Annotated in this window: 14 protein-coding genes; 6 read left to right on the forward strand and 8 right to left on the reverse strand. The window is 65.7% G+C overall.

The genetic code is table 11. The features are described 5' to 3' along the window. Positions 1–5: 5 nt before the first annotated feature. Together glcE and APT63_08085 are read right to left on the reverse strand one after the other, a co-directional pair. Complete coding sequence (gene glcE / locus APT63_08080; GenBank protein AMA45592.1) at positions 6–1058, reverse strand: glycolate oxidase; 1053 nt, start codon at positions 1056–1058, stop codon at positions 6–8. After that, a complete protein-coding gene (locus tag APT63_08085) occupies positions 1058–2557 on the reverse strand; it encodes a glycolate oxidase subunit GlcD (GenBank protein AMA45593.1) in 1500 nt (499 codons plus the stop codon). The genes glcE and APT63_08085 overlap by 1 nt, the downstream gene beginning before the upstream one ends. Positions 2558–2806: 249 nt before the next feature. On the opposite strand from APT63_08085, the gene APT63_08090 reads away from it, so the two are divergent. The 3 genes from APT63_08090 (at position 2807) to APT63_08100 (ending at position 5801) form a co-directional block, all read left to right on the forward strand. Further along, entirely contained in the window at positions 2807–3586 is a 780-nt protein-coding gene (locus APT63_08090; GenBank protein ID AMA45594.1) for a transcriptional regulator, read from the forward strand. A gap of 116 nt (positions 3587–3702) precedes the next feature. Beyond that, a complete protein-coding gene (locus APT63_08095; GenBank protein AMA45595.1) occupies positions 3703–4923 on the forward strand; it encodes a biotin synthase in 1221 nt (406 codons plus the stop codon). Next, on the forward strand, positions 4914–5801 hold the full coding sequence (locus APT63_08100; GenBank protein ID AMA45596.1) for a hypothetical protein: 888 nt from the start codon (positions 4914–4916) through the stop codon (positions 5799–5801). The genes APT63_08095 and APT63_08100 overlap by 10 nt, the downstream gene beginning before the upstream one ends. A 155-nt stretch (positions 5802–5956) precedes the next feature. Here the strand turns inward: APT63_08100 and APT63_08105 are convergent, their stop codons facing one another. Together APT63_08105 and APT63_08110 are read right to left on the reverse strand one after the other, a co-directional pair. Then, a complete protein-coding gene (locus APT63_08105; GenBank protein AMA45597.1) occupies positions 5957–6679 on the reverse strand; it encodes a UDP-2,3-diacylglucosamine hydrolase in 723 nt (240 codons plus the stop codon). Beyond that, a complete protein-coding gene (locus tag APT63_08110; GenBank protein ID AMA45598.1) occupies positions 6676–7176 on the reverse strand; it encodes a cyclophilin in 501 nt (166 codons plus the stop codon). Before APT63_08110 ends, APT63_08105 begins: the two co-directional genes overlap by 4 nt. A 241-nt stretch (positions 7177–7417) precedes the next feature. Between APT63_08110 and APT63_08115 the strand changes: the two genes are divergently transcribed. Next, complete coding sequence (locus APT63_08115) at positions 7418–9121, forward strand: glutamine--tRNA ligase (GenBank protein ID AMA45599.1); 1704 nt, start codon at positions 7418–7420, stop codon at positions 9119–9121. A 9-nt stretch (positions 9122–9130) separates the two neighbouring features. Next, entirely contained in the window at positions 9131–10513 is a 1383-nt protein-coding gene (locus APT63_08120; GenBank protein AMA45600.1) for a cysteine--tRNA ligase, read from the forward strand. 289 nt (positions 10514–10802) lie between these two features. Here APT63_08120 and APT63_08125 read toward each other — a convergent pair whose 3' ends face one another. From APT63_08125 to APT63_08140, 4 genes are all read right to left on the reverse strand, one after another. After that, positions 10803–12182 carry a histidine kinase gene (locus APT63_08125; protein ID AMA45601.1) on the reverse strand — a complete coding sequence of 460 codons (1380 nt, stop codon included), beginning with the start codon at positions 12180–12182 and terminating at the stop codon, positions 10803–10805. Then, positions 12160–12840, reverse strand: a complete 681-nt coding sequence (locus tag APT63_08130) for a two-component system response regulator (protein ID AMA45602.1) — start codon at positions 12838–12840, stop codon at positions 12160–12162. Before APT63_08130 ends, APT63_08125 begins: the two co-directional genes overlap by 23 nt. A 131-nt stretch (positions 12841–12971) precedes the next feature. Beyond that, on the reverse strand, positions 12972–13991 hold the full coding sequence (locus APT63_08135; protein AMA45603.1) for a branched chain amino acid aminotransferase: 1020 nt from the start codon (positions 13989–13991) through the stop codon (positions 12972–12974). 347 nt (positions 13992–14338) lie between these two features. After that, complete coding sequence (locus APT63_08140) at positions 14339–15196, reverse strand: NAD(P)-dependent oxidoreductase (protein AMA45604.1); 858 nt, start codon at positions 15194–15196, stop codon at positions 14339–14341. Between the two features lie 254 nt (positions 15197–15450). On the opposite strand from APT63_08140, the gene APT63_08145 reads away from it, so the two are divergent. Next, positions 15451–15966, forward strand: coding sequence for a superoxide dismutase (locus tag APT63_08145; protein AMA45605.1), 516 nt, complete (start codon positions 15451–15453; stop codon positions 15964–15966). Positions 15967–16030: the final 64 nt, after the last annotated feature.

Here is a 16030-nt window from a genome sequence, read left to right on the forward strand (position 1 = left end):
TGGCCTCACCACTCGGCGTAGAGCCGGCCTGGGTTGAAGATCCCTTGGGGGTCCAGTTGCTGCTTGAGGCTGAGGTGATAGCGCCGCAGCGGCTCGGGCAGGGGATGAAACCCCGCTGGCCCCTGACGATACCGAGTGGCATGCCCGCCAAGCCGAGTCACCGCCTGACGGATGTCCTCGGCTGCGGCATCGGAGGTGAGCCAACGCTGGCCACCGCCCCAGTCGATCAACTGCTGGCCGGGGAGGTCGAGTTCACCGCTGCCGCTCGGCAAGGCCAGCCGCCAGAGGGTCGCCGGACTGGCGAAGAAACTCAGGCGTTGCTCGCGCAGGTCGGCCCAATAGCCGTCCTCGAGAGGCTCACCCCCCAGACGATCCGCCGCCGAGGCCACCGAACCTTCACCCCCTTCCAGGCGCAGGTACAGGGCCTGGCCGTCGTGACACGCGGCACTGATCGGCAAGGGCTGCTGACCCCATGCGGTCAACTGCGCAAGCGCTTCGGCTCGGCCCAAAGGCAGGCGCAAACTGCGGCAGGCGCGGGGCACGGGCAGCACCTTCAGCGAGACCTCGGTAAGCACGCCCAGGCACCCGAAGCTGCCGGTCAACAGCCGCGACAGGTCGTAGCCGGCGACGTTCTTCATCACTTCACCGCCAAAGCGCAGCAGCGTGCCGTGACCGCTGATCATCCGAGTCCCCAGGACATGATCGCGCACCGAGCCGGCCCAGGGACGGCGTGGCCCGGACAGGCCCGCGGCGACCATGCCGCCGACGGTGGCGCCTTCACCCAGATGCGGCGGCTCGAACGGCAACCGCTGGCCGGCGGCCGCCAGCACCGCTTCGACCTCTGCCAGCGGCGTACCGGCGCGCGCGGTCAGCACCAGTTCGGTCGGGTCATAGCTGACGATGCCGCGGTGCTCACGGGTGTCGAGCACCTGGCCCGGCACCGCCTCGCCCAGCATGGCCTTGCTGCCGCTGCCCTGGATGCGCAAGGGCGTGCCCTCGGCCAGGGCCTGTTCGACCTGCGCCCGCAACGCGGCGCTGGCATCGCGGTCGACGCTCATCAGAAGCGCTCCAGGTCAGGGAAGGGCAACTGCCCGTGGTGCACGTGCATCGCGCCGAACTCGGCGCAGCGGTGCAGGGTCGGGACGTTCTTGCCGGGGTTGAGCAGGCCGTGCGCGTCGAAGGCCTGCTTGACCGCATGGAACAGGGTCAGCTCGTCGCCGTTGAACTGCACGCACATCTGGTTGATCTTCTCGCGGCCCACGCCATGCTCGCCGGTGATGCTGCCCCCGACCGCCACGCACAGCTCGAGGATCCGGCTGCCCAGGGCTTCGGCGCGCGCCAGTTCACCTGGCTGGTTGGCGTCGAACAGGATCAACGGGTGCATGTTGCCGTCGCCAGCATGGAACACGTTGGCCACCCGCAGCCCGTGTTCGCGCGACAGCGCGGCGATGGCGTCGAGCACACCGGGCAAGGCGCGTCGCGGAATGGTGCCGTCCATGCAGTAGTAGTCCGGCGACAGCCGCCCGACCGCCGGGAAGGCGTTCTTGCGCCCGGCCCAGAAGCGCGCCCGCTCGGCGGCATCCCGTGCCAGCCGCACCTGCGTGGCGCCGGCCGCGCGCAGCACCGCCTCGACCCGCTGGCAATCCTCGTGCACATCGGACTCCACGCCATCGAGTTCGCACAGCAGGATCGCCGCGGCCTCGACCGGGTACCCGGCGTGGATGAAATCTTCCGCCGCGCGAATCGACAGGTTGTCCATCATTTCCAGGCCCGCCGGGATGATCCCGGCGCTGATGATGTCGGCCACGGCGCGCCCAGCCTGTTCTACGGTGTCGAAGCTGGCCAGCAGTACCCGGGCGACCTGGGGCAGCGGCAGCAGCTTGACGGTCACTTCGGTGACGATGCCCAGCAGGCCCTCGGAGCCGGTGAACAGGGCCAGCAGGTCGAAGCCCGGCGCGTCCAGCGCGTCGCTGCCGAGGGTCATGCAGTCGCCTTCGATGGTCATGACCTCCACCTTCAGCAGGTTGTGCACGGTCAGCCCGTATTTGAGGCAATGCACGCCCCCGGCGTTCTCGGCCACATTGCCGCCGATGGAGCAGGCGATCTGCGAGGACGGGTCCGGCGCGTAGTACAGACCATGGGGCGCGGCGGCCTGGGAGATGGCCAGGTTACGCACGCCGGGTTGCACACGCGCGAAGCGCCCGGCGGGGTTGACCTCCAGAATTCGGTTGAAGCGCGCCATCACCAGCAGCACCCCTTGCTCCAGCGGCAAGGCGCCACCGGACAGCCCCGTGCCGGCGCCACGGGCTACCACGGGCACACGCAACGCATGGCACACCCGGAGCAGGGCCTGGACCTGATCGAGCCGTACAGGCAGGGCCACCAGCAGCGGTACCACGCGGTAGGCGGACAGCCCGTCGCATTCGTAGGGGCGCAGGTCTTCCAGGCTGTGCAGAAGGTCGAGGTCCGGCACCGCAGCGCGCAGGCGCCGGAGCACTTCGGCCTGGTCCACATGGGTCAGGGCACCGTCGATGCACTCGTCGTAGAGAAGGTTCATGGCGCTTCCTTGTTCTTGTTATCACGACAGCCTTCTGCCGTGTGCCTGGGCGGCACAGGGCGGATCGGTTTCGATGCCCTGAGGGTGCTGGAGGCGATGGCTGCTGTCGACGCCACCGGCGACTGGTCGGACCAGTTCGTGTCGGCACAGGACCGCCATGCCCTGCGAAACCACGGTTCCTGCGCTACGCTGTGTCCGAACAGCCTGGGGTAACCTGCCACTGGTCCTACCAGTTCACGAGGGTCCGCAATGCTCATTTCGCCTCAGCCAGCACCTGCCAAGACCCAAGTCGCCGAGCAGGTCGCCGCGCGCCTCGAGAAGCTGATCGTCGACGGCGTGCTCAAGGTCGGCCAGGCGTTGCCTTCCGAGCGGCGCCTGGTGGACAAGCTCGGTTGTTCGCGCTCGGCCCTGCGCGAAGGCCTGCGCATCCTGCGTGGTCGCGGCATCGTCGAAACCGAGCATGGGCGCGGCTCTTACGTCGCCGATCTCGACCGGGCGGACCACACCACGCCCCTGATGCACCTGTTCAGCTCCCAGCCGCGGACCTTGTTCGACCTGCTCGAAGTCCGTGCCCTGCTCGAAGGCGAATCGGCGCGGCTTGCGGCCCTGCGTGCCACCGAGGTGGATCGCCTGCTGATCACGCGCCGGTTCGAAGAGATGGTCGCCGCCCATGAAGGCCCGCAGCGTCACGACGCCCGTGAGCAGGCGCGCCTGGATCACGCCTTTCACCGGGCGATCAGCGAGGCGTCGCACAACCCGGTGCTGGTGCACACCTTGCAGACCCTGAGCGACCTGACCTTGAGCACGGTGTTCGCCTGTGTGAACAACCTGTACTGCCGCCCGACCCACAAGCGTCAGATCGACCGTCAGCACACCCGGCTCTACCACGCCGTGATGGCGCAATTGCCCGACCAGGCGCTGCGCGCAGCCCGGGATCACATCCACAGCGTGCGCGACCATCTGCGCGAGATCGAACAGGAGGAACAGCGCCTGGTCCGGGCCACCATGCGCCTGGAAGGCTGGGGCTGAACCACCGGTCGGATGCCCGTGTTTTCAAGCCCGGACGGGCGCGATCCGACCGTCAGCACTTGCATAGGATCGTCTCTGCAAATACTGTATGAATATTCAGTCCAGAGAGTGCGCCAATGCAGCTGATCGCCAAGCTCGGCATCCTCGCCGACGCCGCCAAGTACGATGCCTCCTGTGCCAGCAGCGGTGCGCCCAAGCGCAGTTCGCGTGGGCGCGACGGCATCGGCTCGACCAATGGCATGGGCATCTGTCACAGCTTCACGCCTGACGGGCGCTGTGTGTCCCTGCTCAAGATCCTGCTCACCAACTTCTGCCTGTACGACTGCCAGTACTGCATCAACCGTCGCTCCAGCAATGTGCCCCGTGCCCGCTTCACGCCCGAGGAAGTGGTGCGCCTGACGCTGGACTTCTACCGCCGCAACTGCATCAGCGGGCTGTTCCTCAGCTCGGGCATCATCCGCTCGGCCGACTACACCATGGAGCAGATGGTGGAGGTGGCGCGTCTGCTGCGCGAAGAGCACAACTTCCGCGGCTACATCCACCTCAAGACCATCCCGGATGCCGATCCTTTACTGATCGAAGAGGCCGGGCGCCTGGCCGACCGCCTGAGCGTCAACATCGAGCTGCCGACCGACGAAAGCCTCACGCGGCTGGCCCCGGAAAAGCAGGCCAGCATCATCCGCCAGGCCATGGGCACCATCCAGCGCGGGCAGCTGAACGTGGCGGGCGAGGCGCGGGCACCACGCTTTGCGCCCTCGGGGCAGAGCACTCAGATGATCGTCGGCGCCGACACCACCGACGACCGGACCATCCTGCGCAACGCCGAGTCGCTGTACACCGGCTTCGGCCTCAAGCGCGTCTACTACTCGGCGTTCAGCCCGATCCCGGACAGCCCCAACAGCGTGCCCCTGGCCGCACCGCCCCTGTTGCGCGAGCACCGCCTGTACCAGGCGGACTTTCTCATGCGCGGCTACGGCTACAAGGCCGGAGAGCTGCTGGGCAAGGCCGGCAACCTGGACCTGGACATCGACCCCAAGCTGGCCTGGGCGCTGTCCAACCGCGAGGTGTTCCCGGTGGACGTGAACCGCGCCGAGCCGGCCGTGCTGGCGCGCATCCCGGGCGTGGGCATGCGCAGCGTGCAGCGTCTGCTGGCCCTGCGCCGCGAACGGCGCATTCGCTACGACGACCTCATCCAGTTGCGCTGCGTACTGGAAAAGGCCAGGCCGTTCATCGTCACCAGCGACTACCGGCCACCGGAAGCGGATGTGCGCAGCAGCCTGTTGCGCGCGCGGCTGCGGGAGCCCCAGGCCCCGGTGCAGATGGGGTTGTGGGGTTGATCGCACTCGACTGCGAGGAACGCTTCGCCTGCTGGCGCGACCAGGCGCGCACCTTGCTCAGCCACGGCATCGACCCGTCCCAGGTCAACTGGGCCCACGGGCCGATGGACGACCTGCTGGCCGTGCCGCGCCCGCTGCCCGACGGGCTCGGGCCGTTTCGCGCCCGCATTCCCAGTACCTTGCTGGGTCAGTTGGAACAGGCTTCGCGGTACTGCGGCGAGCAGCGCTGGAACCTGCTCTACGAAGTGCTCTGGCGGGTCGCCCATGGCGACCGCACCGCCATGCTGCCGGGCGATCGCCTGGGCAGCGAGCTGCACCGGCGCATCAAGCAGGTCAACCGCGAGGCTCACCACCTGCACGCGTTCTTGCGTTTCGTGCCCTTGCCCGAGGCCGTTGCCGAACGGCTGCAACTGGACCTGATCGCCTACCACGAGCCGGCGCATGACATCCTCGAAAGCGCCAGCGGGCATTTTGCCGAGCGCCTGGGCCGCCAGCGCTGGCTGATCGCGACACCCCTCGACGGTATCCGCTACGACGGCGCGGCCTTCGATTACCAACGGGTCTGCCCACCGCACTGGCAGGCCTGGGCCCGCCATGCCGAAGATCCAGGCGCCGAGCTGTGGCGCGTCTACTACCGGCATATCTTCAACCCGGCACGGCTTAATCCGGATGCCATGCGCATGCACATGCCCGGACGCTTCTGGCGTCACCTGCCCGAAGGCGACCTGATTCCTCGCTTGGTGGGGCAGGCGCGGCAGGGCAAACAGCGTGACGGGCAAGCCGTGGAGGTCGGGCAGCAGGCGGGCAAGCGAATCCCGTATGGTCCAGCAGGGCGGGAGGGGCAGGCAAAAGCGGAAGAGGGCGAGGCGGAAACGTAACCTGCAGAAAAACGTAACCTGCAGAAAAAAGAAAACCCGCCAGGGCAGCGGGTCAAGAACGTTTCGAAGCCAGGTCAGTGTGCCCAGGTAGATGTCGGAAAAACGTGAAAGGGGTGTTCAGGGTTTGTTGGAGAAGTGAGCTTGCAGCTTATAGCTCACCCGATCGCGAACGGCGCCAGCTGAAACCCCTGTTCGTCCACCTGCAACGCCCAGCCCTGGCGGTCCCAGTCGCCCAGCACGATGCGCCGTGCCGGCTCGCCGTCGACCATCAGCTTGTGGATGGCCGGGCGGTGGGTGTGCCCATGGATCAGTGTGCGCACGCCATGGGCCGCCATCACCTGAGGAATTTCCTCGGGGGTGACGTCGATGATCTCCGTCGCTTTCATTTGCGTCTGCGCCTTGCTTTCGCTGCGCAGCTTGCGGGCCAGGCGCTGCCGGTTGGCCAGCGACAGGTGACGCAGGATCCACAGGGTCAGCGGATTGCGTAACACCCGACGCAGCTTCAGGTAGCCCACATCCCGTGTGCACAGGCTGTCGCCGTGCATCAGCAAGACACGCTCGCCGCCAAGGTCCACCACGCTGGGGTCGCTGAGCAGCGTACAGCCCGCGGCTTCGCAGAACGCCTGGCCGATCAGGAAATCCCGGTTGCCGTGCATCAGGTACACGGCCGTGCCCCGGTCGCTCACCACGCGCAACGCCTGGCAGATCGACTGCTGGAACGGCGACATGCCGTCGTCACCGATCCAGGCTTCGAAGAAGTCGCCCAGGATGTACAGCGCGCTGGCGCTCCGGGCTCGGCCGTCGAGCAACGCGAGAAACGCCCGGGTGATGTCCGGGCGCTCTTCTTGCAAATGAAGATCAGAGATCAGCAGGATCACTCAATGATCTCGGCTTTCTCGATGACCACGTCGTCTTTCGGCACGTCCTGGTGGCCGGCTTTGGAGCCCGTGGCGACCTTCTCGATGGCATCGACCACCTCACGGCCTTCGATCACTTCGCCGAATACCGCGTAACCCCAACCCTGGGTGTTCTTGCCGCTGTGGTTGAGGAAGTCGTTGTCCGAGGCGTTGATGAAGAACTGCGCCGAGGCCGAGTGCGGGTCCATGGTACGGGCCATGGCGATGCTGTACTTGGTGTTCTTCAGGCCGTTGTCGGCTTCGTTCTGGATCGAGGCGCGGGTTTTCTTCTGGCTCATGCCGGCTTCGAAACCGCCACCCTGGATCATGAAGCCCTTGATCACGCGGTGGAACACGGTGCCATCGTAGTGGCCTTCCTTGACGTACTGAACGAAGTTCTCGGTGGTCTGTGGCGCTTTCTCGGCGTTCAGTTGCAGGACGATGTCGCCGTGATTGGTGCTCAGTTTGACTTTGGACATGCTGGAACTCGCTTTTTCAAGACGTTCATGAATAGGGTTCGCCAACGGGCGTACGCAAGACCTGACGCACGTTTCCAGAACCAGGGCACACTTCGCGTCATGCGAGCGGCGTCGGCCTGGCGATAAAACACGGCAGATTCTCGGCGTCCGGCTGTCGGCGACTTGACTGCTTCGGCTATGATAAGCCCTTTGTTTCAGTCGGCCTACCCGATGGCCGTTTACCCGTCTTCAAAGGATCCACATGAGCAAGCCCACTGCCGACAACGCTCCGAATGCCGCTGCCAAAGGGGCGCCTGCCGTCCCTGCGAACTTCCTGCGGCCGATCATCCAGGCCGACCTGGACGCTGGCAAGCACAGCCGCATCGTCACGCGTTTCCCGCCTGAGCCCAATGGTTACCTGCACATCGGCCACGCCAAGTCGATCTGCGTGAACTTCGGCCTGGCCAAGGAGTTCGGCGGCGCCTGTCACCTGCGATTCGACGACACCAACCCGGCCAAGGAAGACCAGGAATACATCGACGCCATTCAGCGCGACGTCACGTGGCTGGGCTTCGAGTGGGCTGGCGAAGTGCGCTACGCCTCGAACTACTTCGACCAGCTGCACGCCTGGGCGGTGGAGCTGATCAAGCGGGGCAAGGCCTACGTCTGCGACCTGACCCCGGACGAGGCCCGCGCCTACCGCGGCAGCCTGACCGAGCCTGGCAAGGACAGCCCGTACCGCGAGCGCAGCGTCGAGGAGAACCTGGACCTGTTCGCGCGCATGAAGGCCGGCGAGTTCAAGGATGGCGAGCGCGTCCTGCGCGCCAAGATCGACATGGCGTCGCCGAACATGAACCTGCGCGACCCGATCCTCTACCGGATCCGTCACGCCCATCACCACCAGACGGGCGATGCCTGGTGCATCTACCCCAACTACGACTTCACCCACGGCCAGTCCGACGCCATCGAAGGCATCACCCACTCGATCTGCACCCTCGAGTTCGAAGGCCATCGCCCGCTGTACGAATGGTTCCTGGACAACCTGCCGGTGCCGGCCCACCCGCGCCAGTACGAGTTCAGCCGACTGAACCTGAACTACACCATCACCTCCAAGCGCAAGCTCAAGCAGCTGGTGGACGAGCACCACGTCGAATCCTGGGACGATCCGCGCATGTCGACCCTGTCGGGCTTCCGTCGTCGTGGCTACACCCCGGCCTCGATCCGCAACTTCTGCGAGATGATCGGCACCAACCGTTCCGACGGCGTGGTCGACATGTCGATGCTCGAGTTCTGCATCCGTGACGACCTGGACCGCACCGCGCCACGCGCCATGTGCGTGCTGCGCCCGCTGAAGGTGGTCATCACCAACTACCCCGAAGGCCAGGTCGAGCAGCTCGAACTGCCACGTCACCCCAAGGAAGACATGGGCGTTCGCGTGCTGCCGTTCGCCCGCGAGCTGTACATCGACCGCGACGACTACATGGAAACCCCGCCCAAGGGCTACAAGCGCCTGGAGCCCAACGGTGAGGTCCGCCTGCGCGGCAGCTACGTGATCCGCGCCGACGAGGCGATCAAGGACGCCGACGGCAACGTCGTCGAGCTGCGCTGCTCCTACGATCCGGACACCCTGGGCAAGAACCCCGAAGGCCGCAAGGTCAAGGGCGTGATCCACTGGGTGCCGGCCGAAGGCAGCCTGGAATGCGAAGTGCGTCTGTACGACCGCCTGTTCCGTTCGCCGAACCCGGAGAAGACCGAGGACGGCGGCAGCTTCCTGGACAACATCAACCCCGACTCGCTGCAGGTGCTGACCGGTTGCCGCGCCGAGCCGTCGCTGGCCCAGGCCGCGCCGGAAGACCGCTTCCAGTTCGAGCGCGAAGGCTACTTCTGCGCCGACCTGAAGGACAGCCAGCCGGGTCGCCCGGTGTTCAACCGCACCGTCACCCTGCGTGACTCCTGGGGCAGCTGAGGACTTTTCGTGCTAACCATCTACAACACCCTGACCAAGGCCAAGGAAGTCTTCACCCCGCTCGATGGCAACAAGGTGCGCATGTACGTCTGCGGCATGACCGTGTACGACTACTGCCACCTGGGCCACGGGCGCAGCATGGTGGCCTTCGACCTGGCCACCCGTTGGCTGCGCAAGAGTGGGTACGACCTGACCTACGTGCGCAACATCACCGACATCGACGACAAGATCATCCACCGTGCCAATGCCAACGGCGAGCGCTTCGACGTGCTCACCGCGCGCATGATCGACGCCATGCACGAGGACGAGCGTCGCCTGAACATCCTGCCGCCGGATCAGGAGCCTCGCGCCACTGACCACATCCCGGGCATGCACGCGATGATCCAGACCCTGATCGACAAGGGCTACGCCTACGCACCGGGCAATGGCGACGTGTACTACCGTGTCGGCAAGTTCGTCGGCTACGGCAAGCTCTCGCGACGCAAGATCGAAGACCTGCGCATCGGCGCGCGCATCGAGGTCGGCGAGGCCAAGCAGGATCCGCTGGACTTCGTGCTGTGGAAGGCCGCCAAGCCGGGTGAGCCGAGCTGGGAATCGCCCTGGGGCGCTGGCCGTCCGGGCTGGCACATCGAGTGCTCGGTGATGTCCACCTGCTGCCTGGGCGAGAGCTTCGACATCCATGGCGGTGGCAGCGACCTGGAGTTCCCGCACCACGAGAACGAGATCGCCCAGAGCGAGGCGGCCACCGGCAAGCCGTACGCCAAGGCCTGGATGCACTGCGGCATGATCCGCATCAACGGCGAGAAGATGTCCAAGTCGCTGAACAACTTCTTCACGATCCGCGACGTGCTCGCCAAGTACCACCCCGAGGTGGTGCGCTACCTGCTGGTGGCCAGCCACTACCGCAGCGCCATCAACTACTCCGAGGACAGCCTGCGCGATGCCAAGGGCGCCCTGGAGCGTTTCTACCACGCCCTGCGGGGCCTGCCTCGGGTGCCGGCGGCAGGCGGTGAAGCCTTCGCCGAACGCTTCGCCGTGGCGATGAACGACGACTTCGGCACGCCCGAAGCCTGCGCGGTGCTGTTCGACCTGGTGCGCGAGATCAACCGCCTGCGCGACAGCGATCCTCAGGCGGCGGCCGGTCTGGCCGGTCGCCTGCGCGAGCTGGGTGACGTGCTCGGCGTGCTGCAGCTGGACGCCGATGATTTCCTGCGCGCCGGTGCCGAAGGCAAGGTCGATGCAGCCGAAGTCGAAGCGCTGATCCAGGCACGCCTGGCGGCGCGCGCGGAGAAGAACTGGGCCGAGTCCGATCGCGTGCGCGACCAGTTGACCGCGATGGGCGTGGTGCTGGAAGACGGGAAGGGCGGCACCACCTGGCGGTTGGCGGAGTGAGGCGGCGTCAGGGTCTACGGGGGTCCTGACAGCACGCGGGGTCGCAATGCGGCCCCGCGGAGTGGGTCTGGCGTTCTGGTAGAACCTGCGTTAACGCAGCGACTGCGGTGTGGGCCCTGCGGGCCCAATCGCGGCCGGTCCGGCGCCCCGGCAGGGGCCGCTCCTACACCCGTAGCCCCACCGCGGGGCTGTAGGCTATCGCGGTCACCTGTGGGAGCGGCCCCTGCCGGGGTGCCGGACCGGCCGCGATTGGGCCCGCTAGGGCCCACAAGCTATCGAAGACAGCTCATCACCCCAACGGGCAGCGCAACACCAACCGTGCCCCACCCAACGCGCCAGCCCCCACCTCCAGCTGGAACCCGTGCAGGTCCACGATCGCCGCGACGATCGACAATCCCAGCCCGAACCCCGCATGCCGATGGCCTTCCTCGCTTCGGTAGAAGCGTTTCAACACCGCCTGGCGTTCGCTTTCCGGAATCCCCGGCCCACTGTCCTCCACCGCGATGCTCAGCACCTTGCCATCGACCGCGGCGTCGATCCGCACCTGGCCACCCTCGGGCGTGAACTTGATGGCGTTGCCGACCAGGTTGGCCAATGCCTCGAACAGCAGCTCCCGGTCGCCATGCACGGCGGGCAGTCGGCTCGGCTGTACCAGGCTCAGGCTGATACCGCCGTCTTCGGCCAGCGGCAGGTAGAAGTCGTGCAGCTCCACCAGCAACTCGGTGGGGTCGATGTCGACGAACCCGGCACGACGCCGTCGGTCCTCCAGTTCGCTGATGCGCAGCAGGCCGCGAAAGCGCGCCATCAGGGTGTCGGTGTCGCTGATGGCCTGGTCCAGAGCCGGTGCGTCGGCCCAGTCATCGCCGTTCTGCTGGCGGATCCGGTACAGCTGCGCCCGCAAGCGCGTGAGCGGTGTGCGCAGGTCGTGGGCGATGTTGTCGCAGACCCCTTTGACCTCGTGCATGAGCCGCTCGATCCGGTCGAGCATGGCATTGACGATGGCCGCCAGCATGTCCAGCTCGTCACGGCGGCTGGAGAGCGGCAAGCGGTGGGTCAGATCACCCGCGACGATCAGCTCGGCGCTGGCCTGCACCGCGCGGATGCGCTTGAGCGGCCTGCGGCGCAGCAGGTACCAGCCGGCGAAGCCCGGAATCAGGGTCAGCGAGATGCCCCAGAGCAGGGCGTGCAGGATGATGCGCGTGACCACGAACAGCGAGCCATTGTCGCGCACCAGCACCAGCCAGCGCCCGTCCTGGACCTTGATCGCCACCGCATCGCAGCTGTCGCGCGGAACATGGGGGTCGTCGGCATCCAGGCAGCGGTCGAGTTCGTGCACGCGACCATCGAGCGGCAGCTCCTCGGGAATGGCGCGGATCCGCCCACCGACCGGTCGCAGTTGCGCATCGAACAGGCCATAGGCGTCGAAGCTGCGTTCTTCGAACGCCTGGCTGGCGATCAGCGCATCGTCCAGCTGCTTGCCGCTCATGTGGGTGAACAGGTGCTGACGCTGCAGCATGGAATGCCGGGTCAGCTTGTTCAGGTAGTCAGAGACCTCGTAGTACAGCACCCCCATGAGGATGCAGCTCCAGGTCACGAACAGAAAGCTGTACAGCGCCAGCAGTCGGCTGGTGGACGAACTCCAGCCTTTAGACGGGTTCGGCAATTGCATAGCCGGAGCCTCGTACGGTGCGGATCAGGGGCGTCTGGCCGGGGGAGTCGATCTTCTTGCGTAGGCGTCCGATGTGTACGTCGATCAGGTTGGTGCCGGGGTCGAAGTGATAGCCCCACACTTCCTCGAAGATCATCATGCGCGTGATCACCTGGCCCGCGTGGCGCATCAGGTACTCCAGCAGCTTGTATTCGGTCGGCAGCAGGTTCAGGGTCTGCTCGCCGCGGCGCGCCTCGTGGCTGATCAAGTCCAGCTCCAGGTCGGCGACCTGCAGGCGGGTCTGGGTCATCGGCACGCTGTTGCGGCGCAGCAGCACTTCGACCCGTGCGGCCATCTCGTCGGACGCGAAGGGCTTGGTCAGGTAGTCGTCGCCGCCGGCGCGCAGGCCTCGCACGCGCTCGTCGACGTCCGACAGCGCGCTGATCATCAGGATCGGGGTGGCGATCTTCAGGCCACGCAGGGTGGTGACGATAGTCAGGCCATCGACCTCGGGCAGCATGCGGTCCACGGTAATGAGGTCGTAACCACCGCCGATGGCCTTGGCCAGGCCTTCACGGCCATTGTCCGCCCAGTCCACGTCCAGACCATGGGTGGACAGTTCGGCGACGATTTCCTGCGCCGTAACGGCGTCGTCTTCGATGGTCAGTACACGAGGCATGCGAATTCCTGGGCAGCGAGGGAAAGCACGATTGTGCCAAACAATGGACAGCGCCCAGTTTAAGAAAAATTCATCTGTGTGCGCAGGCTCGATCGGGTCTCGGGTGACGACCCGACCGAGGGCAGGGCAGGTCAGGCGACCTTGACGATCCAGCCGGCAGGCGCTTCGACGTCACCGCTCTGGATGCCGGTCAGCTCGGCATACAGCTTCTGGGTGACCGGGCCGACCTTTTCCAGGTCATGGAAGACGTGCAGCGAACCGTTGTACTCGATCCCGCCGATGGGCGTGATCACGGCGGCGGTGCCGCAGGCGCCGGCTTCGATGAAGCGGCCCAGGTTGTCGATTTCCACGTCACCTTCGATCACTTTCAGGCCCAGGCGCGAGGCGGCCAGTTCCATCAGCGACAGGCGGGTGATGCCAGGCAGCACCGAGGCCGATTTGGGGGTGACGAACTCGTTGTCGGCGGTGATGCCGAAGAAGTTGGCCGAGCCGACCTCCTCGATCTTGCTGTGGGTCAGCGGGTCCAGGTAGATCGCGTCGGCGAAGCTGCGTTGCTTGGCTTCGGCACCCGGTTGCAGGCTGGCCGCGTAGTTGCCGCCGACCTTGGCCGCGCCGGTGCCTTGTGGGGCGGCACGGTCGAAGTTGGAGATCATGAAGTTGTGCGGCTTCATGCCGCCCTTGAAGTACGAACCGACCGGGATGGCGAAGATCGAGAAGATGAACTCGGGAGCGGTCCGCACACCGATGTTGTCACCCACGCCGATGACGAACGGACGCAGGTACAGCGCACCCTTGCCGTGCGGTGGAATGAACCGGTCGTTGGCCTTGACCACCTGCTTGCACGCCTCGATGAACACCTCGGTCGGCACATGCGGCATCAGCAGGCGGGCGCAGCTGCGCTGCATGCGCGCGGCGTTCTGGTCCGGGCGGAACAGGTTCACCGAGCCGTCCTTGCAGCGGTAGGCCTTCAGGCCCTCGAAGCACTGCTGGCCGTAGTGCAGGGCCGTGGAGCCTTCGCTGATGTGCAGGACGTTATCGTCGGTCAGGGTGCCTTGATCCCATTGGCCATCGCGCCAGACGGACAGGTAGCGCTTGTCGGTCTTGATGTAGTCGAAGCCCAGCTTGTCCCAATTAATGCTTTCGTTGCTCATGACACCCTCGATTGTCTTGCAGCTGCCTGAACGGTCAGGTCGCCTCGGTTTGCGCACTGGGCAACGATAATACATCCCGGGGGGATCGGAAACGCTTGGTCGTGAATTGAGAGGAGGGCGCGCACCGTTTATAGGCGGGAGGAGGGGCTGGGGAGGATGACCATGCGGCGCAGGGGCGGCGAGTGGAGGTTCACAGGGAAACTGCGACAGCGTGCATGACTTGCGCTTAACACCTGTTCAAGGGCCTTTGGTGCCCAGGCCCATGGAAGGTGGGAGCTGGCTTGCCAGCGATCGCAAGGGTGCAGGCACCCTTGCTTTCACCGTCATACCAGCCCCATCAGGCACCGTTACAGAATCGGCTTGCCCCCGGTGATGCCATAGCGGCTGCCGGTGATGTAGCTGCTCTCGTCCGACGCCAGCAGCACATAGATCGGCGCGACTTCCACCGGCTGCCCGGCACGCCCCAGCGGCGTCTGTTCGCCGAAGTGGCTGGCCTGCTCCGGCGGCATGGTGGACACGATCAGCGGCGTCCAGATCGGCCCTGGTGCCACGCTGTTCACCCGGATGCCCTTGGGCCCGAGCATTTGCGCCAGGCCTGCGGTGAAGTTGGCGATGGCACCCTTGGTCGCTGCATAGGCCAGCAAGGTCGGGGTGGGCGAGTCGGAGTTGACCGACGTGGTGTTGATGATCGAGCCGCCTTTCTGCATGTGCGGCAAGGCTGCCTTGCACAGGCGGAACATGGCCGTCATGTTGATATCGAAGGTCTTGACCCATTCCTCGTCGGAGATCTCTTCGATCGATTCATGGCTCATCTGGAACGCGGCGTTGTTGACCAGCACGTCGATGCGGCCGAACTGCGCGACGGTCTTGTCGATCAGCTCGTCGCAGGTGGCCTTCTGGGCGATGTCGCCCGGCAGCAGGATGCAGGTACGGCCCGCGTCACGCACCCACTTCGCGGTCTCTTCGGCATCCTGGTGCTCATCCAGGTACGCCACCGCGACATCCGCCCCTTCACGGGCGAAGGCGATCGCCACGGCACGGCCGATGCCGCTGTCGCCGCCGGTGATCAAGGCGACCTTGCCCTTGAGGCGATCATGACCGACGTAGGTCTTTTCGCCACAGTCGGGCAGTGGGTCCATCTGGTGTTGATGACCGGGTACTTTCTGCGGCTGTTCTGGGAAAGGGGGGCGGGGATAGTCGCGCATGGTTGCGTTCCTCGTAACGAATGAACTGGACCTAATGTGTGAATGCACCTGATGGCCGGGGTTGTATCGCAGCGGCGGTACACGCGACGAATGGCACACGCGCTCGCTGGCAGCTCGAACAAGGCACAGGTGCTCTACGTGTATGTAAATATGTCTGCCGGGAATCTGTCTGTTGGAGGTACTGTCCGATGCGGCAAGTGGGCCGCGCGTGCAGCCGAAGACGCAGTCCAACGTTCATCCATGGAGACGATGCTATGAAAGCAGTGCTACTGACCGCCTTGCTGGCCACCACCGGCCTGGCCCAGGCCGCCGAGACCGTCGAACTCAAGCTGGCCGGCCCGGAAGGCGCCGGCAAGTCGATCGGCACCATCACCATCGAGCAGAGCAAGTACGGTGCCGTATTGACGCCGAAGCTGAGCGACCTGCCGCCGGGCGTTCACGGCTTCCACCTGCACGAGAAGCCCGACTGCGGTGTCACCCAGGACAATGGCAAGGCCGTGCCGGCCGGGGCGGCGGGCGGGCATTGGGATCCGGACGCCACCGGCGCCCACAAGGGCCCCTATGATGACAGCGGTCATCGCGGCGACCTGCCTGCGCTCTACGTCGGTGCCGACGGCAAGGCGACCTATCCGGTATTGGCGCCTCGCCTGAAGGCAGACGACTTCAAAGGGCATGCCCTGATGGTGCACGTGGGAGGCGACAACCACAGCGATCATCCTGAAAAACTGGGCGGCGGCGGTGCGCGCATGGCGTGTGGCGTCGTGAAATAAAGCGCGTTCGGCAGATCACGGCACAACGCCTGATCCGTAAATCGTCAATTTAGTGACGAAAATC

This window comes from Pseudomonas monteilii (assembly GCA_001534745.1).
Lineage (GTDB): Bacteria > Pseudomonadota > Gammaproteobacteria > Pseudomonadales > Pseudomonadaceae > Aquipseudomonas > Aquipseudomonas alabamensis.

What these genes read in the sequence shown, in the direction of transcription:
- APT63_08095 (AMA45595.1), top strand. Translation starts at nt 3,703, where the DNA reads ATGCAGCTGATCGCCAAGCTCGGCATCCTCGCCGACGCCGCCAAGTAC.
- APT63_08110 (AMA45598.1), bottom strand. Translation starts at nt 7,176, where the DNA reads ATGTCCAAAGTCAAACTGAGCACCAATCACGGCGACATCGTCCTGCAA.
- APT63_08135 (AMA45603.1), bottom strand. Translation starts at nt 13,991, where the DNA reads ATGAGCAACGAAAGCATTAATTGGGACAAGCTGGGCTTCGACTACATC.
- glcE (AMA45592.1), bottom strand. Translation starts at nt 1,058, where the DNA reads ATGAGCGTCGACCGCGATGCCAGCGCCGCGTTGCGGGCGCAGGTCGAA.
- APT63_08140 (AMA45604.1), bottom strand. Translation starts at nt 15,196, where the DNA reads ATGCGCGACTATCCCCGCCCCCCTTTCCCAGAACAGCCGCAGAAAGTA.
- APT63_08115 (AMA45599.1), top strand. Translation starts at nt 7,418, where the DNA reads ATGAGCAAGCCCACTGCCGACAACGCTCCGAATGCCGCTGCCAAAGGG.
- APT63_08145 (AMA45605.1), top strand. Translation starts at nt 15,451, where the DNA reads ATGAAAGCAGTGCTACTGACCGCCTTGCTGGCCACCACCGGCCTGGCC.
- APT63_08090 (AMA45594.1), top strand. Translation starts at nt 2,807, where the DNA reads ATGCTCATTTCGCCTCAGCCAGCACCTGCCAAGACCCAAGTCGCCGAG.
- APT63_08125 (AMA45601.1), bottom strand. Translation starts at nt 12,182, where the DNA reads ATGCAATTGCCGAACCCGTCTAAAGGCTGGAGTTCGTCCACCAGCCGA.
- APT63_08085 (AMA45593.1), bottom strand. Translation starts at nt 2,557, where the DNA reads ATGAACCTTCTCTACGACGAGTGCATCGACGGTGCCCTGACCCATGTG.
- APT63_08130 (AMA45602.1), bottom strand. Translation starts at nt 12,840, where the DNA reads ATGCCTCGTGTACTGACCATCGAAGACGACGCCGTTACGGCGCAGGAA.